The organism is Pedococcus sp. P3_C7, from assembly GCF_056402615.1.
The window spans coordinates 15,619-42,238 of record NZ_JBFUHC010000015.1 but is presented as its reverse complement, the minus strand read 5'-3'; the positions used below and the strand labels follow the sequence as shown (position 1 = coordinate 42,238).

The window sequence follows — 26,620 nt, the reverse complement described above, 5'->3', positions numbered from 1 at the left end:
CGAAGAAGGCCGCGCCCGCGAAGAAGGCCGCGCCCGCGAAGAAGGCCGCGCCCGCGAAGAAGGCCGCGCCCGCGAAGAAGGCCGCGCCCGCGAAGAAGGCCGCGCCCGCGAAGAAGGCCGCRCCCGCCAAGAAGGCCGCACCCGCCAAGAAGGCCGCACCCGCCAAGAAGGCCGCACCCGCCAAGAAGACGAGCGCGGCACCGGTCAAGAAGACCAGCGCCGCCACCAGGACCGCCCCCCGGTCCCTGCGGGTCCGTGACGACGAGTCTCCGTGGACGGCGAAGGAGCTGCGCGAGATCCGCACCGCGATCGAGGCCGACGTCGCGCACCTGCGCCAGGAGATCACCGTCGCCGAGGCCGATCTGGTCGGGCTGATGCGGGACGCCGGCGACGGCGCCGGGGACGACCAGGCGGATGCAGGAGCCAAGACGTTCGAGCGCGAGCAGGAGATCTCGCTGGCCAACAACGCCCGCGAGATGCTCGACCAGAACCTCCACGCCATCGAGCGGCTCGACAACGGCAGCTACGGAATCTGCGAGTCCTGCGGCAACCCGATCGGCAAACTTCGCCTTCAGGCCGCTCCTCGTGCGACCCTATGCGTGACATGCAAGACGAAGCAGGAGCGCCGCTGATCGCGGCCGACGAGTCCCCCACCACCACCAGACCCGCACCAGAGCGCCGACGCCTCTTCGGCCTGATGGCCGCAGCGGCCCTCACGGCCTACCTCGCCGACCAGGCGACGAAGGCCTGGGCCCTGGACCACCTCGACCCGGGCGCACCCGTCAACGTTGTCGGGGAGTTCATCCGGCTCAACCTGATCCGCAACGCCGGCGCCGCGTTCTCCATCGGGAACGGCGCCACCTGGGTGCTCACCCTGATCGCGTTCGCCGTGCTGGTCGTCATCATCCGCACGGCCCGCCGGATCGGGAGCCGCGGCTGGGCCTGGGCACTGGGGCTGCTGCTGGGCGGGTCCCTCGGCAACCTCACTGACCGGATGGTTCGCGAGCCCGGTCCCGGACGCGGACACGTCGTGGACTTCATCGACTACTTCGGCCTGTTCATCGGCAACATCGCCGACATCGCCATCGTCGGCGCCGCCGCAGCCATCGGGCTGCTGGCCCTGCGCGGTATCGGTGTCGACGGCAAACGCCCCCACCACGGACGACATGAGGCCGCAGATGACTGACGCCAGAACCCTTTTCGTCCCGGACGGGCTCGAGGGGGAGCGTGTCGACGCTGCCCTGGCCCGGCTGTTCGGGGTCTCGCGCACCAAGGCCGCCGACCTCGCCTCCGCGGGTGACGTCCAGGTCAACCACAAGCAGGCCGGGAAGTCCGACCGCGTCAGCGCGGGCGACCTGCTCGAGGTGACCCTGCCGGCCAGCGAGCAGAGCCCGACGCTCAAGGTGATCGCCGAGCCGGTACCCGGGATGAGCATCATCCACGACGACGACGACCTGGTCGTGGTCGACAAGCCCGTGGGGGTGGCGGCCCACCCGAGCGTGGGCTGGACCGGCCCGACGGTCGTCGGCGGCCTGGCGGCGGCCGGCTACCGGATCGCCACCAGCGGGGCGAGCGAGCGGCAGGGGATCGTCTCGCGCCTCGATGTCGGCACGAGCGGCCTGATGGTGGTGGCCAAGTCCGAGTACGCCTACAGTGTCCTCAAGCAGGCCTTCCGCAGCCGCAGCGTCGACAAGAAGTACCACGCCCTCGTCCAGGGCCTGCCCGACCCGGTCGTCGGCACGATCGACGCACCGATCGGCCGACACCCGAACCACGACTACAAGTTCGCGGTGATGGAGAAGGGCAAGCCCAGCGTCACCCACTACGAGGTGATCGAGGCATTCCGGGCCGCCTCGCTCCTCGACATCCACCTCGAGACCGGCCGCACCCACCAGATCAGGGTGCACTTCTCCGCGCTGCACCACCCCTGCGCGGGCGACCTCACCTACGGCGCCGATCCCACCCTGGCGTCCCGACTCGGTCTCGAGCGGCAGTGGCTGCACGCCGTGGGGCTCGGCTTCGACCACCCCGGAACCGGCAAGTACGTCACCTACGAGAGCCCCTACCCGCCTGACCTGGCCCAGGCGCTCGAGCGTCTCTGAGCCGTCCGGGCGGGCGCTGACGTATGCCGCGGGGCCGGCTCTGCGGCATACCTGAGCGTGGTGGGGGAGGCGTCGGGAACCCGCCGCGACACGGGGTCCCGACACGCCGAGGGGCAGTCGGTGGGGAGGCTTAGGATCGTCTCGATGTCCTCCCAGCCCGGCTCCCGCGCCTCTTCCACCACCTCGAGCGGCAACGACTCGTTCGTCCACCTCCACGTGCACACCGAGTACTCCATGCTCGATGGCGCGGCGCGGATCGGTGACCTGTTCACCAAGGCCGCGGAGATGGGGATGCCGGCCCTGGCCACGACCGACCACGGGTACGTCTTCGGGGCCTACGAGTTCTGGAAGAAGGCCCAGGGGACGGGCGTCAAGCCGATCATCGGGGTGGAGGCCTACGTCACGCCGGGCACCCACCGCACCGACAAGACGAGGGTCAAGTGGGGCGAGGACCACCAGGGCGGCGACGACGTCTCCGGGTCGGGTGCCTACACCCACATGACGCTGCTGGCCCGCAACAACAACGGCCTGCACAACCTCTTCCGGCTCGACTCCCAGGCCAGCCTCGACCAGGTCTACGCCAAGTGGCCGCGCATCGACCGCGAGCTGCTCGGCCAGTACGGCCAGGGGCTCATCGCGACGACCGGGTGTCCGTCGGGCGAGGTACAGACCCGCCTTCGCCTCGGCCAGTACCGCGAGGCGCTGCAGGCGGCGTCGGACTTCCGCGACATCTTCGGCAAGGACTACTACTTCGCCGAGCTGATGGACCACGGCCTCGACATCGAGCGGCGGGTGCAGAAGGACCTGTTGCGCCTGGCCCGCGAGCTCGGTCTGCCCCTGGTCGCGACCAACGACCTGCACTACACGACGCGCGAGGACGCCAAGGCGCACTCCGCCCTGCTCTGTGTCCAGTCCGGCTCGACCCTGATGGACCCCAACCGGTTCAAGTTCGACGCCGACGACTTCTACCTCAAGAGCCCGGCCGAGATGCGCCACACCTGGCGCGAGCTGCCCGAGGCGTGCGACAACACCCTGCTCATCGCAGAGATGTGCGACATCTCGTTCACCGAGGACGAGGGCCGCTACATGCCCCGTTTCCCTTGCCCCCCAGGGGAGAACGAGGAGTCGTGGTTCATCAAGGAGGTCCAGCGAGGGCTGGTCGAGCGGTTCCCGGGCGGGGTCCCCGACTACGCCACCAAGCAGGCCGCTTTCGAGACCGACGTCATCGTCTCCAAGGGCTATGCCGGCTACTTCCTCGTCGTCGCCGACTTCATCAACTGGGCCAAGGAGAACGGCATCCGGGTCGGTCCCGGTCGTGGCTCGGGTGCGGGGTCGATGTGCGCGTACGCCATGAAGATCACCGACCTCGACCCGATCCCGCACGGCCTGATCTTCGAGCGGTTCCTCAACCCCGAACGACCCTCGCTGCCTGACTTCGACGTCGACTTCGACGAGCGCCGACGCGGTGAGGTCATCAAGTACGTGACGGACAAGTACGGCGCCGACCGCGTCGCCCAGATCGTCACCTACGGCACCATCAAGGCCAAGCAGGCCGTCAAGGACGCCGCCCGGGTGATGGGCCACCCGTTCGTCGTGGGGGAGCAGCTCACCAAGGCGATGCCGCCCGACGTCATGGGCAAGGGCGTGCCACTCGCCGAGATCTACAACAAGGAGCACAAGCGCTACAACGAGGGCGGCGACTTCCGCACGCTCGTCGAGACCGAGCCGCACTTCAAGGAGATCGTCGACACCGCGCTCGGCCTCGAGGGGCTCAAGCGTCAGTGGGGGGTGCACGCCGCCGGCGTGATCATGTCGAGCGAGCCGCTCATCGACGTCATCCCGATCATGCGGCGGCTGCAGGACGGCCAGGTCATCACCCAGTTCGACTACCCGAGCTGTGAGGCGCTCGGGCTGGTCAAGATGGACTTCCTCGGCCTGCGCAACCTCACCATCCTCGACGACGCCATCGACAACGTGGTGGCCAACCGTGGCGAGGAGATCGACCTCGACGCGCTGTCCAAGGACATGACCGACAAGGCCACGTTCGACCTGCTGGCACGCGGCGACACCCTCGGGGTCTTCCAGCTCGACGGCGGCGGCATGCGCACGCTGCTCAAGCTGATGCAGCCCGACAACTTCGAGGACATCTCCGCGGCCCTCGCGCTCTACCGACCCGGCCCGATGGGGGTCAACGCCCACACCAACTTCGCCCTGCGCAAGAACGGCAAGCAGGAGCTCACGCCGCTCGACCCGCAGCTGGCGGGCAAGCTCCAGCAGGAGATGGTCGACGCCCTCCTGCCGATCCTCGGCACCACCTACGGCCTCGTGATCTACCAGGAGCAGGTCATGGAGATCGCCCAGAAGCTGGCCGGCTACACCCTCGGCAACGCCGACCTGCTGCGTCGCGCGATGGGCAAGAAGAAGAAGGAAGTCCTCGACGCGGAGTACGTCCCGTTCTCCCAGGGCATGAAGGCCAAGGGGTTCAACGAGGCCTCGATCGCGGCACTGTGGGGCGTCCTCGTGCCCTTCTCGGACTACGCGTTCAACAAGGCGCACACCGCCGCCTACGGGCTGGTGTCCTACTGGACCGGGTACCTCAAGGCCAACTACCCGGCTGAGTACATGGCAGCGCTGCTCACGAGTGTCGGCGACGACAAGGACAAGTCGGCGCTCTACCTGGGCGAGTGTCGGCGGATGGGCATCAAGGTGCTGCCCCCCGACGTCAACGACTCGGTGGCGCGGTTCGCCGCGGTGGGCACCGACATCCGCTTCGGCATGCAGGCGATCCGCAACGTCGGGCACAACGTCGTCGAGGCGATCGTGGCCGCGCGCGAGGAGAAGGGCGCCTTCACCTCGTTCAAGGACTTCCTGTCCAAGTGCCCAGCCGTGGTCTGCAACAAGCGCACCATCGAGTCGCTGATCAAGGCCGGCGCCTTCGACGGGCTGCAGGAGTCGCGACAAGGGCTCTACCGCGTGCACGAGGACTTCGTGGACAACTTCGTCGACATCAAGCGCCAGGAGGCGATCGGCCAGGACTCGCTGTTCGGGTCCTTCGGCGACGATGCGGCAGGGGAGTCCGTCGACTTCTCCGTGCTACCCACCATTCCCAGCGTCGAATGGGACAAGAAGACCCTCCTGCAGTTCGAGCGCGAGATGCTGGGGCTCTATGTGTCCGACCACCCGCTGTTCGGGATCGAGCACGTGCTCAGCTCACACGCCGACACCTCGATCGCGAGCCTGATGGGGGAGGACGGCAAGCCCGAGGGAGCCAACGTCACGATCGCCGGGCTGATCACCGGCCTGCAGGTCAAGCGCACCAAGAAGGGCGACCTCTGGGCGATCGTCACGGTGGAGGACCTCGAGGGCGCGATCGAGTGCCTCTTCTTCCCGAGCGCCTACCTCACGGTTCAGCATGCGCTCACCCACGACGCCGTCGTCGTCGTCAAGGGCCGGGTGAACCGGCGCGACGACACCCCGACCATCTTCGCCTCCGACCTGACGCTGCCCGACATCTCAGAGGGGCCGCGGGGCCCCGTCGTGGTCACCATCGACACCAACCGGGCAACCCAGACCAAGGTCGAGGAGCTGAAGTCGGTGCTGTCGTCGCACCCCGGCTCCACCGAGGTCCACGTCCGACTGAGCCAACCCGGTCGCTCGGTCCTGATGAAGCTCGAGGACTCCTACCGGGTCAACGCGACGGAAGCGCTCTTCGGCGACCTCAAGGTGATCCTCGGCCCGCGCTGCCTGGCCGGCTGAGGCCACCACGTAGGGTGCGAGCGTGACCACGCCTGAGGCAACCCCACCAACCACCGCGCCCATGGTGAGTGCGCCGCCTGTGCCGACGGGACCCGCCCCGGCCCCCCCTCGGGCGGAGCAGCGCGAGAGCACGCGGGAACACCACGGTGACGTCATCGTCGACCCCTACGAGTGGCTGCGTGACAAGGAGGACCCGGCGGTGCGCGCGCACCTCGAGGCGGAGAACGCCTACGCCGAGGCGGTGACCGCCGACCTGCAGCCACTGCGCGACGCGATCTTCGAGGAGATCCGCTCCCGCACCCAGGAGACCGACCTCTCGGTCCCGGTCGCGAGCGGCCCCTGGTGGTACTACTCCCGCAGCTTCGAGGGCTCGCAGTACACCGTCGAGTGCCGCGCCCCGCGGGTCGAGGGCGCGCCGCGACCGATGCCCGAGCCCGGCTCCGAGGTCGAGGGCGAACAGATCCTGCTCGACGCGAACGCCGAGGCGGCGGGGCACGACTTCTTCGCACTCGGGGCGCTCACGGTGAGCCCGGACCACCAGCGCCTCGCGTATGCCGTGGACACCGAGGGCGACGAGCGGTTCGCGTTGCGGGTCAAGGACCTTCGCACCGGCGACGTCATCGACACTGCGGTCGACGAGGTGGGTTACGGGTGCGTGTTCTCGCTCGACGGCCAGCACCTCTTCTACACGCGGGTCGACGAGACCTGGCGCCCCCACCAGGTCTGGCGACACGAGGTCGGTACTCCCACGGCCGCTGACGTCCTCGTCCACCATGAGGAGGACGAGCGCTTCTGGATGGGCGTCGGGTCCTCCCGGGACGACCGCTGGCTGATGATCGGCCTGGGTTCGAAGACGACGTCGGAGGTCCGGATCCTCGACGCAGCCGACCCGACGGGCGAGTTCCGCGTCGTCGCGCCCCGGCGCGAGGGTGTCGAGTACGACGTGGAGCCCGCAGGAGACCGCCTGCTGATCGTGCACAACGCGGACTCGATCGACTCCGACCTGGCCTGGGCCCCGCTCGATGCCACCTCGGCCGACCAGTGGCAGACCCTGATGCGGGCCGAGCGGGGGGAGCGGTTCCAGGGCATCGACGCCTTCGACGACGTCGCAGTGCTGTCGCTGCGCAGGGACGGGCTGACCGCCCTGCGGGTCCTCGACCGCGACCCGGCTCAGGCGTCGGGCTTCGCCGGCCACCACGACCTGCAGTTCGACGAGCCGGTCTACTCGGTCGGGCTCGGCGACAACCCCGAGAGCGCCTCGACGAGGCTGCAGGTCGTCTTCGAGTCGATGGTGACGCCCAAGACGGTCTACGACTACGACGTCGTCAGCCGAGAGTTCGAGCTGCTCAAGCGACAGCCAGTGCTCGGCGACTACGACCCGACGCAGTACGAGCAGCGGCGCGAGTGGGCGACCGCGGCGGACGGCACCAAGGTGCCGCTGTCGCTGGTCTACCCCGCCGGCACCCGACCCGACGGAGCCCACCCGGGGCTGCTCACGGCCTACGGCTCGTACGAGATCTCGTCCGACCCCTACTTCTCGGTGGCCCGGCTGTCGCTGCTCGAACGCGGCTTCGTCTATGCCATCGCGCACGTTCGCGGGGGTGGCGAGCTCGGACGGGCGTGGTACGACGAAGGAAAGCTCGCGACCAAGAAGAACACCTTCACCGACTTCGTCAGCTGTGCTGAGCACCTCGTCGAGAGCGGCTGGGTGGCACCGGATCGACTGGTGGCAGAAGGCGGTTCGGCTGGTGGCCTGCTCATCGGTGCAGCGGTGAACCTTGCGCCCGCTCGCTTCCGTGCCGTGCACGCCGCCGTCCCTTTCGTCGACGCCCTCACCACGATCCTCGACCCCTCGCTGCCGCTGACGGTGGTGGAGTGGGAGGAGTGGGGCAACCCGCTGGCCGACCCCGAGGTCTACGGCTACATGAAGTCCTACTCGCCGTACGAGAACGTGCAGCACGCGGCATACCCGGCGGTCCTCGCCACCACGTCGCTCAACGACACGCGGGTGTTCTTCACAGAACCGGCGAAGTGGGTTGCCCGCCTGAGGGAAGCCACGACGAGTGACCCAGCCCAGCGCCCCGTGCTGCTGCGCACCGAGATGGTCGCGGGCCACGGGGGCAAGAGTGGGCGCTATGACGCGTGGCGGCAGGTGGCCTGGGAGTGGGCTTTCCTCATCGACCAGGTGGACGCCGTGACGAGGAACTCCCGATTCAGTCTGAAATGACCGTGTCTCAGCACCGGTGGGGGCCCTACCCTTTCGGATAGAGCGATCCAGGTCGGACAGAGGCGGAATGCGTGGGTGAGGGCCGAACGCGGGAGGCGCGTCGTCTTGCTGCCCACAGCGACTGGGCCGCCACGCCTCTCGGGGCTCGGTCGCTGTGGCCACCACAGCTCGAGGCCGCCTGGGAGATCGCCCTGGAGTGTCCGCTGCCGGTGGCGCTGCTGTGTGGAGCCGACCTCACCATGCTCTACAACGACGCCTTCCGCGACCTCTTGGGCAGCAAGCACCCGTCGGCGTTCGGACAGTCTGCGCGCACGGTGGTCGCGGAGATCTGGGACGACCCCAGGGTGGGTCCGCTGCTAGAGCGCACCTTTGCCGAGGGCGAGTCGTTCCTCGACGAGGGCAGCGAGCTGCGGCTGGACCGCGGGCGAGGGTCGGTTGCCGGCCACGGCACCGGGTCCCAGGGTGGGTCCCGAGACGGGTCCCAGGAGGGGCCGGACGACGGGACCGACGTCGGCTACTTCCTGCGGAGCGGGTCGCCGGTCCTGGCCGAGGACGGGAGCGTGCTGGCGGTCCTGCACGTCATCGTCGAGACCACCAGTGCCATCGGGCGGGCGCGCGCCGTCGCGAAGCTCGCCGCCCAGCTCGCTGTCGCAGTCACCGTGGACGACGTGTGCAAGGTGGTCCTGCGCCAGGCGATGGTGGCCTTCGACGGGCTGTCCGTCTCGATCTGCCTGCCGTCGCCGGGGCCGGCCTCGTGGCGGATGGCGCGACGCCACCGGATCGAGCAGCTCTCGCCCGACGAGGAGCGCTTGCCGCTGATCTGGTCCGAGCTCGGGGAGGACATGTCGGCGACCATCGCCCAGGCGATCGCGCGCGGCGAGCCCTACCTGTCCGACAACGGCGAGATCGTGGCCGTGCCGACCAAGGCGGGCGGAAGGGACTCGGCGCTCGTCATCCAGCGCGAGGCCGCTCCCGTGCCGCACGACGTCATGGCGGTGCTCGCGCCTTTCCGTGAGCTCGTGGGGGATGCCCTGGGTCGGGCCGTCGTCTATGACGCCGAGCGCACCACGGCAGAGCTCCTCCAACGCACGCTGCTGCCCCCCAACCTGCCGCAGTCCGACGCGATCAGCATCGCCGCTCGCTACGAGCCGGTGTCGGAGGGGACGGTGGCCGGCGGAGACTTCTACGACTCGTTCTTCCTCCCGGATGGCCGGCTGGCCGTGGTCATCGGAGACGTCGTCGGGCGGGGCGTCATGGCAGCCACGGTCATGGGCCAGGTGCGCGCCGCCGTGCGGGGCGCGGCCCTGACCAACAGCGAGCCGGCCTCGGTCATGAACGCCCTCGACCGTGTCGTCTGGGACCTGGACGCCCTGTGGCCGGCGTCGATGCCGCTCGGCTCGCCCCGGGCCAGACCGGGGATGGCCTTCGGTGGCGAGCTGTTCGTGACGATGCTCTACGGCACGGTCGACCCCGAGACGGGCGACGTCGTGCTGGCCAGCGCGGGCCACCCGCTCCCGGCACTGCTCTTCGGCCATGCCTCCCGCGAGGAGGGTCAGTCGCGGGCGATGCTGTTGACGGTGCCCGTCGGTCCGCCGCTGGGGATTGAAGGGGTCCGGCCGGCACACCACCTCACCCTCGGGGTCGGCGACATGCTGGTCTGCTTCACGGACGGCCTTCTCGAGCGGCGCGGTGAGGCCTTCGACGAGGGCGAGGCCCGGCTGCTGGAGGTGTTGTCCGACATGCCGCCCGGCAGCCCGCGCAGCGTGGCGCAGCACGTCATGGACTCGATGCTGCAGACCTCCGGCCAGGAGGATGACTGCGCAGTGCTTGCCGTCGGGCGCTCACCGGCGGGGCACCGGCGGGCCGCGATCGTCGTCCCACCCATGCCGGAGTCCGTGCGTGCCGCTCGGGACTGGGCGCGCGAGCAGCTGACCGACTGGAACGTCGGCGACGGGGACCAGCACACCGTCGTCACCGGGATCTCCGAGCTCATCACCAACGCCGTCCTGCATGCCGGGACCGAGTCACACCTCACCATGGACCTCGACACCGGGATCCTGGCCGTGACCGTCGCCGACAGTGGCAACAGGGGCGAGCCACTGTTGACCGGCGCGGAACCCATGGCAGTCCGCGGCCGGGGCCTGTCGCTCGTGCGCGCCATCGCCGACGCCTTCGGAGCCCACCGGACCTCGGCCGGATCTACCGTCTGGTTCGAGGTGGCCGTCGAGCTGGTGGGGGCGCAGTCCACCGCCCAGGGTTGGGCCGGCTGATCCGCCCACGCGCGGGCCGGCTCCGGGCCGCGGGTGAGGTTCGTACGACTCCGTGGCCCGGACCAGCCGGACTCGTCCCGATTTGGTCGGGAGTGGCCGATCGTCCGTTCGGACATCGCTCGGTGACCAACGAACGAGACCGCCCGCACCGGCGCGCCGCCAACGCCTTGTCTGCGGCATCGTTCATGCTGCGCGTCAGAAGGATCGCCCGGACGAGTGCTCGTCCTGAACGGTGAAGGGTCGATGGATATGTGGCAACGGCTGCTCGAACGGTTCGTCCCCCTCATGGACGAGGACGTCTCGTCGCTGGACCGACGTGACGGTGTGGGCACCTCGAACGACTCGGCTCCTGCGCTGCCCCGTCGCGTCGGTGCTGCCGCGGCGCCCGTCAGCCACATCCGCACGGCGTACGAGGGACGGATCAGCCCCCTGACCTCCTGAGGCCCCGGTCAGTGCACCGTGGCCGGCGGCTCGCCGAACCGGTTGGTGCCGGGACTCTGACCCTCTCGTTGCTGGGCCCGTCGATGTTCTCACGCCCCGAGCAGCGCGGCGCGGTCCCTCGGGAGTTTGAGAGCATGGGCACCGTGCCCGAGTCGGTGTCGTTCTCCAGTACCAGCGGACCGCGCCTTGCCGGCGTCATCGACCAGCCCGATGGGCCGGTCCGGGGTTGGGGCGTCTTTTCCCACGGCTTCACCTTGGGCAAGAACAGCCCCGCGGCCAGCCGGATCTGCAAGCAGCTGGCCCTCGAGGGCATCGGGATGCTGCGGTTCGACAACCTCGGGCTCGGTGACTCCGAGGGTGACTGGGGGGACGGGTCGTTCTCGCACAAGGTCGCGGACACCGCCCAGGCGGTGCGGTTCATGAACGAGTCCGGTCGCCAGGTGCGGCTCCTGGTGGGGCACTCCTTCGGGGGCGCGGCGGTGATCGCGGCGGCCCACCACCTCGAGTCCGTGCGGGCGGTGGCGAGCATCGGAGCGCCGTACGAACCAGGGCACGTGGAGCACAACTACGACGCCCTCGTGGAGCGGATCCTGGCCGACGGGGAGGCTCCTTTCCTTATCGGTGGCAAGGCGCTCGTCCTGCGCCGGCACTTCATCGAGGACGTCCGGGCGGTGGACCTGCGCGAGCAGATCAGGACCCTGCGCCGGGCACTCCTGGTGATGCACTCCCCGACCGACAACACCGTGGGCATCGCGAACGCGAGCGAGATCTTCCGGGCCGCTCGGCACCCACGCAGCTTCGTGTCACTCGAAGGCGCCGACCACCTGCTCACCGGCAGGAACCAGGCCAAGCGGGCGGCCCGGATCATCAGCGCGTGGGCCGACCCCTACCTGGTCGAGCGGTGACGACGACGCACCGTGACCTCGGCACCCTCGTCCTCGTTGTTCCTGTCACCGAGCCAGCTCGGCCATCGACGAAAGGGCGGACCGGACATGTGGCAGCGACTGATCGAGCGGTTTGTGCCCCTCCGGGAGGACGAGCCCTCGGGCCTCGACCGACTTGACGGCGTGGGCCGCGTCAGGTGCCGAGCGCTTCCGCTCGAACCCCACGCGCTGCTCGAGGCGCAGGAAATCTCGGGCCACACGACCCTGAGGCGCGATCCCGAGACGTGGTGAGAGGTGCCTACGCCCCCTGGCCCCCTGTTGCGTAGGCACCTCTCTTCCCCGCACCAAGATTCCTCGCGGTGAGCCCTCCAGACCATAGTCAGTTTGAGCCATTTGCCCACCCATCGGGAGGAGGCATCATGGTTGATTCGGCCCTTTCGGCGATGGTCCCCACCCTGAGGGTCACCGGCGTGTGAGCCCCCCGGTGTAGGCCCGGTGTGGGCCCGGTGGCGGGATCAGCCGGCCAGGACGACGACCAGGGTGCGCGGCCCGTGGACACCTTCGACGCGGTCCAGCTCGATGTCGCTCGTCGCCGAGGGTCCACTGATGAAGGTGAGTGGGGCCCTCGGGTCCACCCGGCCCAGTCCCTCGGGAACCGTCTGCACGATGTCGGCCGTCCGGACGACGCAGACGTGGGTATCGGGGACCAGGGTGATGGCGCGGCGCCCGCAGAGGAGCCCGGCGTCGAGGACGATGGTGCCGGTCTCGGAGATCGCGACCACGGACCCGGTGACGACCGCGGGGATGCGGTCGAGCGCTCTGGCGTCCAGTGAGTCGTCGTCCACGACGACGTCGGCCAGCCACGAGGTCCACTCGCGCGGTGTGCCGGCAGGAGTGACGGCCTGTCCGATCTCGAGGGAGGCCAACGCGTTCGCAACCGCCTGTCCGATGGAGTCGTGGGGGGGTCCGCGCCGACGCGGACGACGGTGGCCTTGTAGTCCTCGAGCCGGTCGACGAGCTGGAGGACGAGCTCAGGTGCGCCCGCGGCATACGCGCCCTGCGTGCGGTAGGTGCGAGTCACCGGCGGCGCTGACGGGTCCTCGCCGAGGGCGCCGCGGATGCGGGCCAGCACCTCCTCGCGGGCGGTCACGACGAGCTCCCACGGGTGCGGGTCCACCAGTCGCGGAAGGACTCGGCCTGCGGGCTGGGGGCGTCGCGCGAGGCGGTCCACCCGCTCAGCGGCGGAGGGAGGGGGATGAGGGTCTTTCCTTTTCGTATGCCGTGTCGTGCCAGCGCCGCGGCGCGTCCCGCCTTCGCGAAACGCCGTTCGTCGGCCATCGCCCAGGCGGCGGCCTTCATGACGGCGGCCTCAGGGCTGGGGAGTCGGTGGTTGTCGGCATGGGCCTCGGTGTGCTCGGCGCGCAGCTGGACGAGCATGTCGGGGATGTTGATCTTCACCGGGCACACGTCGTAGCACGCCCCACAGAGCGAGGAGGCGTACGGCAGCGAGTCGTTGGGGTCGTCTCCGCCGGTCAGGCCGGTCAGCAGCGGCGTCAGGATGGCGCCGATCGGGCCGGGGTAGACCGAGCCGTAGGCGTGGCCGCCGGTGCGTTCGTAGACCGGGCACACGTTGAGGCAGGCCGAGCAACGGATGCAGTGCAGGGCGGTGCGGCCGAGCTCGTCGGCGAGCGCGCGGGTGCGGCCGTTGTCGAGCAGGACCAGGTGGAACTCCTGGGGTCCGTCGCCGGGGGTGACCCCGGTCCAGGTCGACGTGTAGGGGTTCATCCGCTCGCCCGTGGAGGAGCGGGGCAGGAGCTGGAGGAAGACCTCGAGGTCGCGCCACGTCGGGACGACCTTCTCGATGCCCATCACGCTGATCAGGGTTTCGGGCAGCGTCAGGCACATTCGTCCGTTGCCCTCGGACTCGACCACAGTGAGCGTGCCCGTCTCGGCGACCCCGAAGTTCGCACCGGAGACCGCGACCCTGGCTCGCAGGAACACCTCACGCAGGTGGGTCCGGGCCGCGGCCGCGAGCACCGCCGGCTCGTCGGTCAGGCCCGGGTCCACGCCGGGCATCTCGCGGGCGAAGATCTCGCGGATCTCGGCCCGCCCGCGGTGGATCGCCGGGACGAGGATGTGCGACGGCTTGTCGTGGCCGAGCTGGACGATCAGCTCGGCCAGGTCGGTCTCGTGGGCGGTGATGCCTGCGGCCTCGAGGGCCTCGTTGAGCCCGATCTCCTGGGTGGCCATCGACTTGACCTTGACGACCTCGTGGGCTCCCGTGGCACGGACGAGGTCGGTCACGATGCGGTTGGCCTCGGCGGCGTCGCGCGCCCAGTGGACGGTGCCGCCCCTTGCGATGACGTTGGCCTCGAGCTGTTCGAGCAGCTCGGGCAACCGGGCCATCGTGTCGGCCTTGATCGCGGAGCCGGCGTCGCGCAGGGCCTCCCAGTCCGGCACCTCGGCCACCACGCTGGCCCGCTTGGCCCGGATGGTGGAGGTGGCGTGGGCGAGGTTGCGCCTCAGCTGAGTGTTGGCCAGCGCGTCTCGGGCCTCGGCGGGAAACGACCGGTCGCCGGTCAGGTGGCCCACGGCGGTGTCGGCGGCGGGGCCGCGCACCCGGCCACCCGGCATGCCGAGGAAGGTGCTCATGCGGTGCTCGCCAGGATCTCGGCGAGGTGCACGGGTCGCACCCCTGTCTTCAGGCGGGAGAGGCCGCCACCGATGTGCATGAGGCAGGAGGAGTCACCGGCGGTGACGACCTCGGCCTTGGTCGTGAGGACGGAGGACATCTTGTCGGCGAGCATGGCGGTGGAGGTCTCGGCGTTCTTGACCGAGAAGGTGCCCCCGAAGCCACAGCACACGTCGGCTGCGGGCAGCTCGACCAGGTCGATGCCGCGCACCGCGCGCAGCAGGTGCAACGGGGCTTCGCCGACTCCCAGCAGGCGCAGGGAGTGGCAGGTGGGGTGGTAGGTCACGCGGTGCGGGTAGGAGGCCCCCACATCGGTCACGCCGAGCACGTCGACGAGCAGCTGGGACAGCTCGAAGGTCTTCGCCGCGACCGCCTCCGCTCGCACGGCCAACGGCTCGTCACCGGCGCGGCGCGCGATCGCGGCGTGCTGGTGGCGCACCGAGCCGGCGCACGACCCGGAAGGCGCCACGACAGCTTCGCAGCCGTCCGCGACGGCCTGCTCGAAGACATCGACGTGGTGGCGGACCAGCCCCACCGCGTCACGCTGGTAGCCGGTGTTGGTGTGCATCTGGCCGCAGCAGGTCTGGGCCTGGGGGAAGACGACCTCGTGACCGAGCCTCTCGAGCACCGTGACCGTGGCGCGACCCACGTCCGGGAAGAGAACGTCTCCGAGGCACGTGACGAACAGCGCGATCTTCATCAGGCGCTCCTGCGGGCGGCAGCAGTGGAGGCGCGGGCCACGAGCTCGGGCTGGAAGACCACGTGCTGGTGCTCGTGCTCGTCGCCCTGCTCGGCCTCGTCCACGAGCAGCCGGGCGGCCGTGCGACCGAGGAGCTGTCGCGGTTGGGCCACGGTGGTGAGCGGCACGGCGGCCGCAGCCGCGTACTCGATGTCGTCGTACCCCACGATGGCCACGTCGTCGGGCACCCGCACACCGAGCTGCACCAGGTGCTGCAGGAGGCCCAGGGCAAGCAGGTCGTTGGCGCAGAACACCCCCGTCGGGCGACTGCGCCGCGGCAGGCCGAGCAGCCGCTCTCCGGCCCGCCGGCCCTCGGCGATCGTGAGCGCGTCGGTCTGGATCCAGACGAGGTCGTCGGGGCGCAGGCCGGCGGTCTCCATGGCCCTGCGGGCCCCGATCTGACGGTCCTTGACCTGGGGGATCTCGAGGGGCCCCCCGATGAAGGCGAAGCTGTGGTGCCCCGCCTCGATGAGGTGGTTGAGGGCGAGCTCGCCACCGCTCACGTCGTCGACCCCCACCGTGCACCAGTCGTGGGGGCCCTGCGGCGCCCGGTCGACCAGGACGACCGGGACCCCCTGCTCCCGCAGCCGGGCCAACCGAGGGTTGGCGTAGTCGATCGCCGTGATCAGCACGCCGCGCACCCGCAGCTCGGTGAGCTGCTCGAGGTACTGGTCCTCGCGGTCCGCGTCGAGGTCGCTGTTGCACATGAACAGCGACAGGTGCTCCGTCTTCGCGACCTCCTCGATTCCCCGGGTGACGTCGGTGAAGAACGGGTTGGACGCGTCGAGGACGAGGTAGGCGAGCGTGCGACTTCGCCCCGCGGCGAGCTGTCGAGCCGAGGCATTGGGCACGAAGCCGAGCTGGGCGATCGCTGCTTCGACCTTGGCCCGCGTGGTCGGACGGACGGCGTCGGGACGGTTGAGCACGTTGGACACGGTGCCGACCGAGACCCCCGCCACGGCGGCGACGTCCTTGATGCTCACCGAAGCCATGTGCCTGGTCCTATCCATTGGTGCCGACGACGGGATGACTGCTCATTGTTGCGGTTGGGCTCGCGCGACGGGTCAGGAGGGCACGAAGTCGCGAACCTCCTGGGTCGCGTGCAGGTTCGCCCTGATCTCCTCGAGGCTGGCCGGCGCGGCACCGTGGGCTCTGGCCTGGACCAGTATGTTGCCCAAGCCCGTGGCCTCGACTGGTCCGCTCGTGACAGGCTTGCCGGACAGATCGGCGGTGAGCTGGCACAGGAGCGCGTTCTGGGAACCACCGCCGACGATGTGGATTACGTCGATGTCGTGGGCCAGCTCGGTGGCCTGGCCGAGAGTGCGGGCGTATGCCGTGGCGAGCGAGTCGAGGATGCACCGCACCGTGGCAGCCGGCCCGGCAGGGAGCGTGCGGCCCTCGCGGGACACGGCGGCAGCGATCCGCTGCGGCATGCGCCCCGGGGGGATGAACTCGGGGTCGTCGACGTCGATGGTCGGGCCACCGCCGGGCAACGTCTCTGCTTCGGTGAGGAGCGAGTCGAGGGCGTGGGTGGTGCCCTCGTCGGCCCAGGTCCGCAGGGACTCCTGGAGAAGCCACAGTCCGCCGACGTTGCGCAGGTACCTCACTCGCCCGTCGACCCCACCCTCGTTCGTGAAGTTCGCCTGCTGGCTCTCCCGGGTGAGGACCGGCTTGTCGAGCTCGAGTCCGGCGAGGGACCAGGTGCCGCTGGAGACGTAACCGAACCGACGGTCGGTGGCTGGCACCGCGACGACGGCCGAGGCTGTGTCGTGCGACCCGACAGTGGTGACCACGACACCCGGGCCCAGACCGGTCGCCCGGGTCACCGTCGGGAGCAGTCGACCGCGGATGTCGCCCGGCTGGTCGAGGTCGGGAAGGAGGTGTTCGGGGAGGTCCAGCAGGCTCAGCACTTCGGTCGACCAATCCCCGGTGGAGACGTCGAGCAGCCCGGTGGTGGAGGCGTTGGTGGCTTCGGTGCGGAGCTGTCCGGTGAGCCAGTGGGCCAGCAGGTCCGGCAGGAGGACCACGTGGGCGGCCCTGTCCCACAACGGGGATTGCCTCTCCGCCTCCAGCTGGTAGACAGTGTTGAACGGGAGGAACTGGAGCCCGTTCACGGCATACAGGTGGTCCTGGCTGATCCGGTCGTGGACGCGCGCGATCACGGCATCGGTCCGGCCGTCGCGGTAGGAGATCGGCTCGGCGAGCAGCCGACCGTCGGAGTCGAGCAGTCCGTAGTCGACGGCCCACGTGTCGATGCCGATGGACTCGACGTCGGGGAACTGGGCAGCCAGCTCGGTCAGCCCGGTGAGGACCTCGTCGAAGAGCCCGGTGAGGTTCCACCGCAGGTGACCACCCTGCATCGCCGCTCCGTTGGCAAAGCGATGCAGGGTGTGCAGTTGGGTCCGGCCGCTGGCCGGGTCGACGACGCCGGCCATGACCCGGCCGCCGGAGGCTCCGATGTCGACGGCGCCGAACACCCTGCCTGCCATGGTCTAGCGCAGGAAGGCGTTGGCGACGCCGGAGTCGACGGGGATGTGCAGGCCGGTGGTGTGGCTGAGCTCGTCGGAAGTCAGCACGGCGGCGGCATTGGCGACGTGCTCCGGAAGGACCTCGCGGCCGAGCAGGGTGCGCTTGGCGTAGTAGGCGCCGAGCTCCTCCTCCGGGACCCCGTAGACCTCGGCGCGCTTGGCGCCCCAGCCACCGGCGAAGATGCCGCTGCCGCGGACCACCCCGTCGGGGTTGATGCCGTTGACCTTGATGCCGTGCTCGCCGAGCTCTGCGGCGAGCAGCCGGACCTGGTGGGCCTGGTCGGCCTTGACCGCGGAGTAGGCGATGTTGTTGGGGCCTGCGAAGACCGAGTTCTTGGAGGAGATGTAGAGGATGTCGCCGCCGAGCTTCTGGGCGATCATCGCGGCGGCGGCGGACTTGGAGGCCAGGAAGCTGCCCTTGGCCATGACGTCGTGCTGCAGGTCCCAGTCGGCCTCGGTGGTCTCCAGCAAGGGCTTGGAGATCGACAGGCCGGCGTTGTTGACCAGCAGGTCGATCCCGCCGAAGGCGAGCAGCGTGGCGTCGACGGCGGCTTGGACGGCGGCGGCCTCGGTGACGTTCGCCTGGACGCCCACTGCGACATCGGTGCCGCCGAGCTCGGCGGCGGCGGCCTGCGCCTTGGCCAGGTCGAGGTCCGCGATCACGACGCACGCGCCCTCGGCCGCAAGGCGTGTGGCGATGGCCTTGCCGATGCCCGAGGCGGCGCCAGTGACGAGGGCGATGCGGCCGGCGTGCGAGCGGGGCTCGGGCATTCGAGCGAGCTTGGCCTCCTCGAGGGCCCAGTACTCGATGCGGAACTTCTCGGACTCGTCGATGGGGGAGTAGGTCGAGACCGACTCGGCTCCGCGCATCACGTTGATGGCGTTGGTGTAGAACTCGCCGGCGACGCGGGCGGTCTGCTTGTCCTTGCCGTAGGAGAACATCCCCACCCCGGGCACGAGGACGATCGCTGGGTCGGCGCCGCGGATCGCGGGGGAGTCGGGGGTGGCGTTGCGGTCGTAGTAGGCCTGGTAGTCCTCGCGGTATGCCGTGTGCAGCTCGCCGAGGCGTGCCACCGTCTCCTCGACGGTGGCGTCGGCGGGGAGGTCGACGACGAGCGGCTTGACCTTGGTGCGCAGGAAGTGGTCGGGGCAGGAGGTGCCCAGCTCGGCCAGGGGAGCGAGCTTCTCGCTGGCCAGGAACTCGAGGACGACGTCGGTGTCGCTGAAGTGGCCGACCATCGCCTTGTCCTGCGAGGCGACCGCGCGCAGGTGCGGGGCGAGTGCAGCGGCCTTGGCGCGTCGCTCGGACTCCGGGAGGGCGGCATACCCGGGCACCTGGGGGCCGAAGGGCTCGGCCTTGCCGTGCTCGTCGAGGTAGGCCTGCGCGGTCTGGATGATCCACAGCGAGTTGGCTTCGGCCTCCTCGCTCGTGTCGCCCCATGCGGTCACGCCGTGGCCACCGAGGATCGTGCCGACCGCCTGAGGGTTCGCCTTCTTGATGGCGGCGATGTCGAGGCCGAGCTGGAAGCCGGGACGGCGCCAGGGCACCCACACCACCTTGTCGCCGAAGATCTCCTTGGTGAGCTGCTCCCCGTCCTTGGCCGTCGCGATGGCGATGCCACTGTCGGGGTGGAGGTGGTCCACGTGAGCCGCATCGACCAGACCGTGCATCGCCGTGTCGATAGACGGCGCCGCGCCGCCCTTGCCGTGCAGGCAGTAGTCGAAGGCGGCGACCATCTCGTCCTCGCGGTCGACACCGGGGTAGACGTCGGCGAGGGAGCGCATGCGGTCGAGCCGCAGCACGGCCAGGCCGGACTCCTTGAGCGTGCCGAGGTCGCCACCGGAGCCTTTGACCCAGAGCAGCTCGACCTGCTCGCCGGTCACCGGGTCGGTCTCGGCGCCCTTGGCGGAGGTGTTGCCACCCGCGTAGTTGGTGTTCCTCGGGTCGGCGCCCAGGCGGTTGGAGCGGGCGATCAGGTCGGAGACGGCGGGGTTGGTCATCGGGGAGTTCTTTCTCGTTCGGGGGTATGACGGTGCAGGGGTTCGCGAGATGGGGGACTCGGGGTGGGGGCTGGGGCGCGGTGCGGTGGGCTGCTCAGGCGCCCCAACCGGCCTGGGTGCCGCCGACTCGGTCAGAGGCGATGCGGGCCTGGTAGCCGCTGGCGGCGTACGCCTTCAGGGGGTCGGCGGGCAGCCCGCGGCCGGCGCGCCAGTCCGCGAGGTCGGCGCGCACGTCGGTGTAGAAGGCGTCCATGAGGACGCCGTTGGCGCCCAGCACGTCACCCGCGCGCTCGGCTTCGCGCAGCGCCTCACGGTCGACGAGCAGGGCCCGGGCCGTCATCTCCTGGACGTTGAGCACCGACCGGATCTGGCCGGGGATCTTGTCCTCGACGTTGTGGCACTGGTCGAGCATGAAGGCCACGTCGCTGTCCTCGCCGTAGCCGCCGCCGCGGATCACCTCGTAGAGGATGCGGAACAGCTGGAACGGGTCGGCCGCCCCGACGATGAGGTCGTCGTCGGCGTAGAAGCGCGAGTTGAAGTCGAAGGAGCCCAGCCGACCCAGCCGCAGCAGCTGGGCGACGATGAACTCGATGTTGGTGCCGGGGGCGTGGTGGCCGGTGTCGAGGCACACGCTCGCCTTGTCGCCCAGGGCCAGGCAGTGGACCAGCGAGGTGCCCCAGTCGGGGACGTCGGTGGCGTAGAAGGCGGGCTCGAAGAACTTGTACTCGAGGACCAGCCGCTGGTGCTCGCCGAGGCGGGCGTAGACCTGCTGGAGGCTGTCGGCCAGGCGGTCCTGACGGTCGCGCAGGTCGCCCTGACCGGGGTAGTTGGTGCCGTCGGCGAGCCAGATCTTCAGGTCCCGGCTCCCGGTGACGTCCATGATGTCGATGCACTCGACGTGGTGGGCGATGGCCTTGGCGCGGATGCGCTCGTCCACGTTGGTGAGGCTGCCGAACTTGTAGTCGTCGTCCTGGAACGAGTTGGAGTTGATCGTGCCCAGGCGCAAACCCAGGTCCTCGGCGAAGCGGCCGAGCTTGTCGTAGTCGTCCACCTTGTCCCACGGGATGTGGAGGGCCACCGACGGCGCGAGCCCCGTCAGCCGGTGCACCTGGGCCGCGTCCGCGAGCTTCTCCTCGACCGTGCGCGGCGTGCCCGGGGTGGTGAAGACCTTGAAGCGCGTGCCCGAGTTGCCGAACGCCCAGGAGGGCAGCTCGATCGCCTGCTCGGCGAGCCGGTCTGCGATGTCGGCGAAGGTGTTCATCCGTGACCGTCCGTTCATGAGTGTAAATGAAGCGCTTCAGTTGAGTGGAGTAAACAGCATGGACCGGCGCACGTCAACGCCGAACTGTGGACTGCTCGCAGGAGAGGGCGCCTAGGGCCGCATGGCTTGATGTCAAGGGCCTGTGAGGCCGGAATAAATCGCGAATGAATGGTTGACAGGTTCAAGTGGCACCCTTACCTTGGAGCCACGTCAGGAAATGAAGCGATTCAAAACAGGACGTGAGACCAACGCGGATACGCGCCCCAATGCTGTGGAGGTACCCATGAAGATTTCCCGTTCAAAGTTCGCGGCAACCGTCGTTGCTGCAACTGCCGTCGTGTCGCTTGCTGCCTGTGGTGGTGGTGATGCCAGCTCGTCCGGCAAGACGACGATCACGCTGCTGACCGACAACGCCGAGACGACGGTGAAGCCTGCGAAGGCGCTCGCGGCGGCTTTCGAGAAGGCGAACCCGACCATCACCGTCAAGCTGGAGTCCCGGCCGGGTGGCGCCGACGGCGACAACCTGGTCAAGACGAAGCTGTCGACCGGCGACATGGCAGACGTGTTCTGGTACAACTCCGGGTCGCTCCTGCAGGCGCTGAGCCCGGAGAAGAACCTGGTCGACCTGACCGGCGACGCGGCGCTCAAGGACACCGACCCCGCGTTCCTGCCCACGGTCACGCAGAACGGCAAGGTCTACGGCGCTCCCGTGGGCACCGTGATGGGCGGCGGCATCCTCTACAACAAGGACGTCTACTCCAAGCTCGGGCTGTCGGTCCCCAAGACGTGGTCGGAGTTCGAGTCGAACAGCGACAAGATCAAGGCAGCGGGGATCACCGCGGTGGTGGGCAGCTTCAAGGACACCTGGACGTCCCAGCTGTTCGTTCTCGGCGACTTCCACAACGTCGCTTCGGCCAACCCCAGCTTCGCTGCCGACTACACCGCGAACAAGGTCAAGTACGCGACGGATCCGACGGCGGTGAAGGGCTTCGAGAAGACCGCAGAGGCGAAGGCCAGGGGCTGGCTCAACAAGAGTGCCGGCTCCACCACCTTCGACCAGGGCATGAAGCTGCTGGCCAGTGGCAAGGCCGGCCAGTACCCGCTGCTCACGTTCCCAGTCGGCACGCTGTCGAAGGAGGACGCCGCCAAGATCGGCTTCTTCGGGATCCCGGGTGACGACGCCAGCAAGAACGGCGCCACCATCTGGCCCGGTAACGGTCAGTACATCCCCAAGAACAGCAAGAACATCGACGCGGCCAAGAAGTTCATCGCCTTCGTGGCCTCGCCCGCCGGCTCCGAGGTGTACTCCTCCGCGGCCCCGCCGACTGGCCCCTACATGGTGACCGGTTCGAAGGTGCCCGCCGATGCCCCGCCGGTCGCCCAGGACCTCCAGGCCTACATCGACGCCAAGGCGACGACCCCGGCCCTCGAGTTCCTGTCGCCGGTCAAGGGCCCGTCGCTCGAGCAGATCACCGTCGCCGTGGAGACTGGTCAGACCTCGGGCAAGGACGGTGCCGCGCAGTACGACGCCGACGTGACCAAGCAGGCGAAGCAGCTGGGACTGCCGGGATGGTAACCAGCGCCACCCCGAGCCAGACTCGGACGACCGGTCCCCGCGGTGACGCGGGGGCCGGTCGGCCCACCCGGAAGCAGGCCCGGTCCGGTGGCGCCCGCAACCTCCGCGCTCGGACCTACTCGTACTGGTTCTACGCGCCCGCAGCGGTCATCTACGGCCTGATCTTCCTGGTGCCGACCGTGATCGCCTTCTACTACTCCCTCACTCGCTGGACCCTGTTCGACTCAGAGTTCATCGGTCTCGACAACTTCAAGCAGTTCTTCTCAGAGCAGTCGCTGGTCAGCGGCATGAAGAACACGCTGATCTATGCGGTCCTCACCAGTGGCCTCAAGGTGGTGCTCGGGATGCTCTTCGCAGTCCTGCTGACCGGGCCGATCCGCTCTCGTGGCCTCCTTCGGTCGGTGGTGTTCTTCCCCGTCCTCGTGAGCACGGTGGCCGTCGGCATCACCTTCAGCGTGCTGCTGCAGCCGGACTTCGGCCTCGTTGCCACCGTCCTGAGCAAGGTCGGCATCACCTCTCCCGACTGGCTCGGTGACCCCAGCCTCGCCCTGATCTCGGTGGCTCTCGTCGACGTGTGGAAGGGCGTCGGACTCGCGACGCTGATCTACATCGCGGGCATCCTCGCCATTCCCAAGGACTACTACGAGGCCGTCGACGTCGACGGCGGCAGTGCCTGGACCAAGTTCAGGAACATCACCCTCCCGCTCGCCCGCCCGGCCACGTTCACCGTGATCCTGCTCTCCCTCATCGGGGGTCTCAGGTCGTTCGACCTCATCTGGACGATGACCGGGGGCGGGCCCGGGTTCAGCAGTGACGTGATCGCCTCGGTGATCTACAAGCAGTACCAGGCCGGCTTCTACGGCCTGGCGACGGCGGGCAACGTCGTCCTGTTCGTCCTGGTGTCCCTGATCATCTTTCCGCTGTTCCGGTACTTCAACTCGAAGGAGGTGGAGTCATGAGGACACGAGCCCTGAGGCGTGTCTCACTCGAGGTACTGGCCGTGGTGGTCGCCCTGGTCGTCTTCGTCGTCCCGTTCGTCTTCATGTTCCTCACCGCGTCCAAGGACGAGTTCGAGTCCGCCGACCTGAAGTTCTCGCTGCCCACCGACTGGGCTGTCGTCGACAACATCAAGGAGGCATTCGCCGCCAGGGACGGGATGCTGCTCACGGCCTTCAAGAACAGCACCATCCTCACCGTCGTCCCGGTGGCCATCCTGGTGGTGCTCTGCTCGATGGTCGGCTATGTCATCCAGCGCCGGCCCGGGCGGGTGGCAAACCTCGCCAACGTGCTGGTGATCTCCGGGCTGATCATCCCCCCGGCCGTCGTGCCGACGATCTGGGTGCTCCAGCAGCTGCACCTCTTCAAGACTCTGCCCGGACTGATCCTCGTCGAGGTCGCCTTCCAGATGGCGTTCTGCGTCCTGCTCTTCCGCGCGTTCGTCGCCGCCATCCCGCGAGAGCTGGACGAGGCGGCCATGATCGACGGGTGCACCGGGCTGTCCCTCTTCTTCCGGGTGATCTTCCCGCTCCTGCGGCCAGTCACGATCACGGTGATCCTCACGAGCTCGGTCTTCATCTACAGCGACTTCGTCAACCCGCTGTACTTCCTGCCTGGTGACGAGAACGCCACGGTGCAGCTCACGCTGTACAACTTCCTCAGCCAGTTCAGCACGCAGTACAACCTGCTCTTCATGGACATCGTGCTCGTGACGCTGCCGCCGCTGGTCCTCTTCATCTTCTTCAACCGCAAGATCGTCGCCGGCATGACGTCCGGCGCCGTCAAGGGCTGACGCCCTTCGCCAGGTGGGCGCAGGGCCCGCCAACCCGACCCTTCCTTCCCCGATCCCGTGACGCTCTCACCGTTCTCCTGAAAGGCAGACATGACCCACGACTGGTCCGCAGCCCTGATCGCCCCCGACGAGGACTTCGCCGGCGCCCCCGTGCTGCGCAAGGAGTTTGCGCTCGACCAGGGCCATGGCGCCGTGGTCCGCGCGACACTCTTCGTCACGGCGCACGGGATCGTTGAACCGACCCTCAACGGCGCGCCAGTGTCCGACGAGGTGCTCACGCCGGGATGGACCAGCTACGAGTGGCGGCTGCGCTACCGCAGCTACGAGGTCACGTCGCTGGTCTCGGACACCTCGGTGTTGGGGCTCGCGCTCGGCAACGGCTGGTTCCGCGGCCGTCTCGGGTGGGACGGTCGCCGGGCGTTGTACGGCTCGGAGCTGGCGGCCCTGGCGGAGCTGCACCTCGACTTCGAGGACGGACACCACCAGGTCGTGGGCACGGACGCCACCTGGCAGGCAGGTCCCTCCGCCACGCTCGCCAACGACCTCTACGACGGCCAGACCATCGACGCCCGGCTGGAGTCGTCCGACTGGACGCTGCCCGAGGCGGCCCTCGACGGTTGGTCCGGAGTGCACGCGGTCAGCCATGACACCGCGCGACTCGAGCCCTACCTCGGGCCTCCCGTCCGTCGTCAGGAAGTCGTGGCACCGGTGAAGGTGTGGACCTCACCGGCGGGCGCGACGTTGGTCGACTTCGGGCAGAACCTGGTCGGCTGGCTCCGCTTCTCCATGCAGGGCGAGGCCGGCACCGAGGTCACCATCCGTCATGCCGAGGTCCTCGAGCACGACGAGCTGGGCACCCGGCCGCTGCGCAGCGCGTTGGCCACGGACCGGTTCGTCCTCAGCGGGGGAGTGGACACCTTCGAGCCCACCAAGACCTTCCACGGCTTCCGGTATGCCGAGGTGACCGGTTGGCCGGGTGAGCTCACTGAGGGCTCGCTCGAGGCCGTCGTGGTCCACTCCGACCTCGCGCGAACGGGGACGTTCGAGAGCTCCGACGAGATGCTCAACCAGCTGCACCGCAACGTGGTCTGGGGCCTGAAGGGCAACTTCCTCGACGTCCCCACCGACTGCCCGCAACGCGACGAGCGCCTGGGCTGGACCGGTGACATCGCCGCCTTCGCCCCCACGGCGGCATACCTCTATGACGTGTCTGGTTTCCTCTCCAGCTGGCTGGTCGACGTCGACCTCGAGCAGAGCCACGCCGATGGCATGGTGCCGTTCGTGGTGCCAGATGTCCTGAAGTACATGGAGATCCCGGCCGAGTTCCCCACTCCGAACAGCACCGCTGTCTGGAGCGACGCGGCCGTCTGGGTGCCTTGGGCGCTCTACCAGGCGTACGGAGACCGGGAGGCGCTCGGCCGCCAGTACCCGGCCATGACGGCGCACGCCCGCCGGGTGGAGGGCATGCTGTCTGACACCGGCCTGTGGGACACCGGGTTCCAGTTCGGCGACTGGCTGGACCCGCAGGCACCCCCGGACGAGCCGTTCAAGGCCAAGGCCGACAACGGCGTCGTCGCGACCGCTTGCTACTACCGCACCCTGCGCCAGGTGTCCGCGACAGCCGAGCTCGTGGGTGAGAGCGACGACGCCGGATACTTCTCGGACCTTGCGGACCGAGTGCGCAGCGCCTTCCTGAAGCACTACGTCACCGAGGGCGGCCGCATCGTGAGCGACTGTGCCACGGTCTATGCCCTGGCCATCGAGTTCGGTCTGCTCGACGGGGCCGACCGCCAGGGTGCGGGCGACAGACTCGCAGAACTGGTGCGGCAGAATGGTTTCCGCATCTCGACCGGGTTTGCCGGGACGCCCTTCGTAACGGACGCACTGACCAACACGGGGCACCTCGACGACGCCTACAACCTGCTCCTCGAGCGAGAGTGCCCGTCCTGGCTGTACCCGGTCACCATGGGTGCCACGACGGTCTGGGAACGGTGGGACTCCATGCTCCCGGACGGCACCATCAACCCCGGCGAGATGACGAGCTTCAACCACTACGCCCTGGGTGCCGTGGCCGACTGGATGCACCGGACCATCGCCGGCATCGCGCCCCTCTCGCCCGGGTACGACCGCGTCCTCATCGCCCCACAGCCAGGCGGAGGGCTGACCTGGGCCAGGGGTGCTCTCGACACGAGGCACGGCACCATCGCCACTGACTGGGCCTTGGATGACGACCGACGGCTGTCCGTCCGGGTGACGGTCCCCGAGGGCGTCGAGGCGACGGTGCGCCTGCCCGACGGCACGGAGCAGACCGTGAGTGCTGGGGACCACGAGTTCACCGGCTAGAGCCGGCCCCT

Annotated in this window: 19 protein-coding genes; 12 read left to right on the top strand and 7 right to left on the bottom strand. The window is 69.1% G+C overall.

Annotated elements, in window-relative coordinates:
* The 8 genes from AC1DS4_RS18940 to AC1DS4_RS18905 form a co-directional block, all read left to right on the top strand.
* Positions 1-632: TraR/DksA family transcriptional regulator (locus AC1DS4_RS18940; protein WP_477646103.1), on the top strand; the 632-nt coding region annotated here is incomplete at its 5' end.
* Positions 605-1,186, top strand: coding sequence for a signal peptidase II (gene lspA, locus AC1DS4_RS18935; RefSeq protein WP_477633358.1), 582 nt, complete (start codon positions 605-607; stop codon positions 1,184-1,186). The genes AC1DS4_RS18940 and lspA, both read left to right, overlap by 28 nt.
* Complete coding sequence (locus AC1DS4_RS18930) at positions 1,179-2,102, top strand: RluA family pseudouridine synthase (RefSeq protein WP_477613298.1); 924 nt, start codon at positions 1,179-1,181, stop codon at positions 2,100-2,102. The genes lspA and AC1DS4_RS18930 overlap by 8 nt, the downstream gene beginning before the upstream one ends.
* Positions 2,103-2,246: 144 nt before the next feature.
* The gene (dnaE, locus tag AC1DS4_RS18925; RefSeq protein ID WP_477633359.1) at positions 2,247-5,858 is read left to right on the top strand and encodes a DNA polymerase III subunit alpha; all 3,612 of its coding nucleotides are present in this window, start codon (positions 2,247-2,249) and stop codon (positions 5,856-5,858) included.
* Positions 5,859-5,919: 61 nt separating this feature from the next.
* Positions 5,920-8,085 (top strand): S9 family peptidase, encoded by a 2,166-nt coding sequence (locus AC1DS4_RS18920; RefSeq protein WP_477623814.1) that lies wholly within the window; start codon positions 5,920-5,922, stop codon positions 8,083-8,085.
* A 71-nt stretch (positions 8,086-8,156) separates the two neighbouring features.
* A complete protein-coding gene (locus AC1DS4_RS18915) occupies positions 8,157-10,355 on the top strand; it encodes an ATP-binding SpoIIE family protein phosphatase (protein WP_477613296.1) in 2,199 nt (732 codons plus the stop codon).
* 243 nt (positions 10,356-10,598) lie between these two features.
* Positions 10,599-10,796 (top strand): hypothetical protein, encoded by a 198-nt coding sequence (locus tag AC1DS4_RS18910; RefSeq protein ID WP_477613295.1) that lies wholly within the window; start codon positions 10,599-10,601, stop codon positions 10,794-10,796.
* Between the two features lie 134 nt (positions 10,797-10,930).
* Positions 10,931-11,701, top strand: a complete 771-nt coding sequence (locus tag AC1DS4_RS18905; RefSeq protein ID WP_477623594.1) for an alpha/beta hydrolase family protein — start codon at positions 10,931-10,933, stop codon at positions 11,699-11,701.
* A 494-nt stretch (positions 11,702-12,195) separates the two neighbouring features.
* On the opposite strand, the gene AC1DS4_RS18900 is transcribed toward AC1DS4_RS18905, so the two are convergent.
* The 7 genes from AC1DS4_RS18900 to rhaI all read right to left on the bottom strand — a co-directional run bounded on the left by AC1DS4_RS18900 (position 12,196) and on the right by rhaI (position 20,901).
* The gene (locus tag AC1DS4_RS18900) at positions 12,196-12,606 is read right to left on the bottom strand and encodes a LutC/YkgG family protein (RefSeq protein WP_477646102.1); all 411 of its coding nucleotides are present in this window, start codon (positions 12,604-12,606) and stop codon (positions 12,196-12,198) included.
* A 220-nt stretch (positions 12,607-12,826) separates the two neighbouring features.
* Complete coding sequence (locus AC1DS4_RS18895; protein ID WP_477623596.1) at positions 12,827-14,332, bottom strand: lactate utilization protein B; 1,506 nt, start codon at positions 14,330-14,332, stop codon at positions 12,827-12,829.
* A complete protein-coding gene (locus AC1DS4_RS18890) occupies positions 14,329-15,072 on the bottom strand; it encodes a (Fe-S)-binding protein (RefSeq protein ID WP_477623597.1) in 744 nt (247 codons plus the stop codon). The genes AC1DS4_RS18895 and AC1DS4_RS18890 overlap by 4 nt, the downstream gene beginning before the upstream one ends.
* Positions 15,072-16,103 carry a LacI family DNA-binding transcriptional regulator gene (locus AC1DS4_RS18885; protein WP_477623598.1) on the bottom strand — a complete coding sequence of 344 codons (1,032 nt, stop codon included), beginning with the start codon at positions 16,101-16,103 and terminating at the stop codon, positions 15,072-15,074. Before AC1DS4_RS18885 ends, AC1DS4_RS18890 begins: the two co-directional genes overlap by 1 nt.
* A gap of 72 nt (positions 16,104-16,175) precedes the next feature.
* Entirely contained in the window at positions 16,176-17,600 is a 1,425-nt protein-coding gene (locus AC1DS4_RS18880) for a rhamnulokinase (protein WP_477633361.1), read from the bottom strand.
* A gap of 3 nt (positions 17,601-17,603) precedes the next feature.
* Positions 17,604-19,640, bottom strand: a complete 2,037-nt coding sequence (locus AC1DS4_RS18875) for a bifunctional aldolase/short-chain dehydrogenase (protein ID WP_477633362.1) — start codon at positions 19,638-19,640, stop codon at positions 17,604-17,606.
* A gap of 94 nt (positions 19,641-19,734) precedes the next feature.
* The gene (gene rhaI / locus AC1DS4_RS18870; RefSeq protein ID WP_477633378.1) at positions 19,735-20,901 is read right to left on the bottom strand and encodes an L-rhamnose isomerase; all 1,167 of its coding nucleotides are present in this window, start codon (positions 20,899-20,901) and stop codon (positions 19,735-19,737) included.
* Between the two features lie 283 nt (positions 20,902-21,184).
* On the opposite strand from rhaI, the gene AC1DS4_RS18865 reads away from it, so the two are divergent.
* The 4 genes from AC1DS4_RS18865 to AC1DS4_RS18850 all read left to right on the top strand — a co-directional run bounded on the left by AC1DS4_RS18865 (position 21,185) and on the right by AC1DS4_RS18850 (position 26,609).
* Complete coding sequence (locus tag AC1DS4_RS18865) at positions 21,185-22,477, top strand: ABC transporter substrate-binding protein (RefSeq protein ID WP_477623601.1); 1,293 nt, start codon at positions 21,185-21,187, stop codon at positions 22,475-22,477.
* Positions 22,471-23,436 (top strand): carbohydrate ABC transporter permease, encoded by a 966-nt coding sequence (locus AC1DS4_RS18860; RefSeq protein ID WP_477623602.1) that lies wholly within the window; start codon positions 22,471-22,473, stop codon positions 23,434-23,436. The genes AC1DS4_RS18865 and AC1DS4_RS18860 overlap by 7 nt, the downstream gene beginning before the upstream one ends.
* Entirely contained in the window at positions 23,433-24,266 is an 834-nt protein-coding gene (locus AC1DS4_RS18855; RefSeq protein ID WP_477633363.1) for a carbohydrate ABC transporter permease, read from the top strand. Before AC1DS4_RS18860 ends, AC1DS4_RS18855 begins: the two co-directional genes overlap by 4 nt.
* 90 nt (positions 24,267-24,356) lie before the next feature.
* Positions 24,357-26,609: an alpha-L-rhamnosidase gene (locus tag AC1DS4_RS18850; protein WP_477633364.1), complete on the top strand. Its 2,253-nt coding sequence runs from the start codon at positions 24,357-24,359 to the stop codon at positions 26,607-26,609.
* Positions 26,610-26,620: the final 11 nt, after the last annotated feature.

Excerpts from the sequence above, each read along its gene's own strand:
- AC1DS4_RS18865 (WP_477623601.1), top strand. The coding sequence starts at position 21,185 with ATGAAGATTTCCCGTTCAAAGTTCGCGGCAACCGTCGTTGCTGCAACT.
- AC1DS4_RS18885 (WP_477623598.1), bottom strand. The coding sequence starts at position 16,103 with ATGGCTTCGGTGAGCATCAAGGACGTCGCCGCCGTGGCGGGGGTCTCG.
- AC1DS4_RS18920 (WP_477623814.1), top strand. The coding sequence starts at position 5,920 with ATGGTGAGTGCGCCGCCTGTGCCGACGGGACCCGCCCCGGCCCCCCCT.
- AC1DS4_RS18860 (WP_477623602.1), top strand. The coding sequence starts at position 22,471 with ATGGTAACCAGCGCCACCCCGAGCCAGACTCGGACGACCGGTCCCCGC.
- AC1DS4_RS18875 (WP_477633362.1), bottom strand. The coding sequence starts at position 19,640 with ATGACCAACCCCGCCGTCTCCGACCTGATCGCCCGCTCCAACCGCCTG.
- lspA (WP_477633358.1), top strand. The coding sequence starts at position 605 with ATGCAAGACGAAGCAGGAGCGCCGCTGATCGCGGCCGACGAGTCCCCC.
- AC1DS4_RS18880 (WP_477633361.1), bottom strand. The coding sequence starts at position 17,600 with ATGGCAGGCAGGGTGTTCGGCGCCGTCGACATCGGAGCCTCCGGCGGC.
- AC1DS4_RS18930 (WP_477613298.1), top strand. The coding sequence starts at position 1,179 with ATGACTGACGCCAGAACCCTTTTCGTCCCGGACGGGCTCGAGGGGGAG.
- rhaI (WP_477633378.1), bottom strand. The coding sequence starts at position 20,901 with ATGAACACCTTCGCCGACATCGCAGACCGGCTCGCCGAGCAGGCGATC.
- AC1DS4_RS18895 (WP_477623596.1), bottom strand. The coding sequence starts at position 14,332 with ATGAGCACCTTCCTCGGCATGCCGGGTGGCCGGGTGCGCGGCCCCGCC.
- AC1DS4_RS18905 (WP_477623594.1), top strand. The coding sequence starts at position 10,931 with ATGGGCACCGTGCCCGAGTCGGTGTCGTTCTCCAGTACCAGCGGACCG.
- AC1DS4_RS18850 (WP_477633364.1), top strand. The coding sequence starts at position 24,357 with ATGACCCACGACTGGTCCGCAGCCCTGATCGCCCCCGACGAGGACTTC.
- AC1DS4_RS18855 (WP_477633363.1), top strand. The coding sequence starts at position 23,433 with ATGAGGACACGAGCCCTGAGGCGTGTCTCACTCGAGGTACTGGCCGTG.
- dnaE (WP_477633359.1), top strand. The coding sequence starts at position 2,247 with ATGTCCTCCCAGCCCGGCTCCCGCGCCTCTTCCACCACCTCGAGCGGC.
- AC1DS4_RS18890 (WP_477623597.1), bottom strand. The coding sequence starts at position 15,072 with ATGAAGATCGCGCTGTTCGTCACGTGCCTCGGAGACGTTCTCTTCCCG.
- AC1DS4_RS18910 (WP_477613295.1), top strand. The coding sequence starts at position 10,599 with ATGGATATGTGGCAACGGCTGCTCGAACGGTTCGTCCCCCTCATGGAC.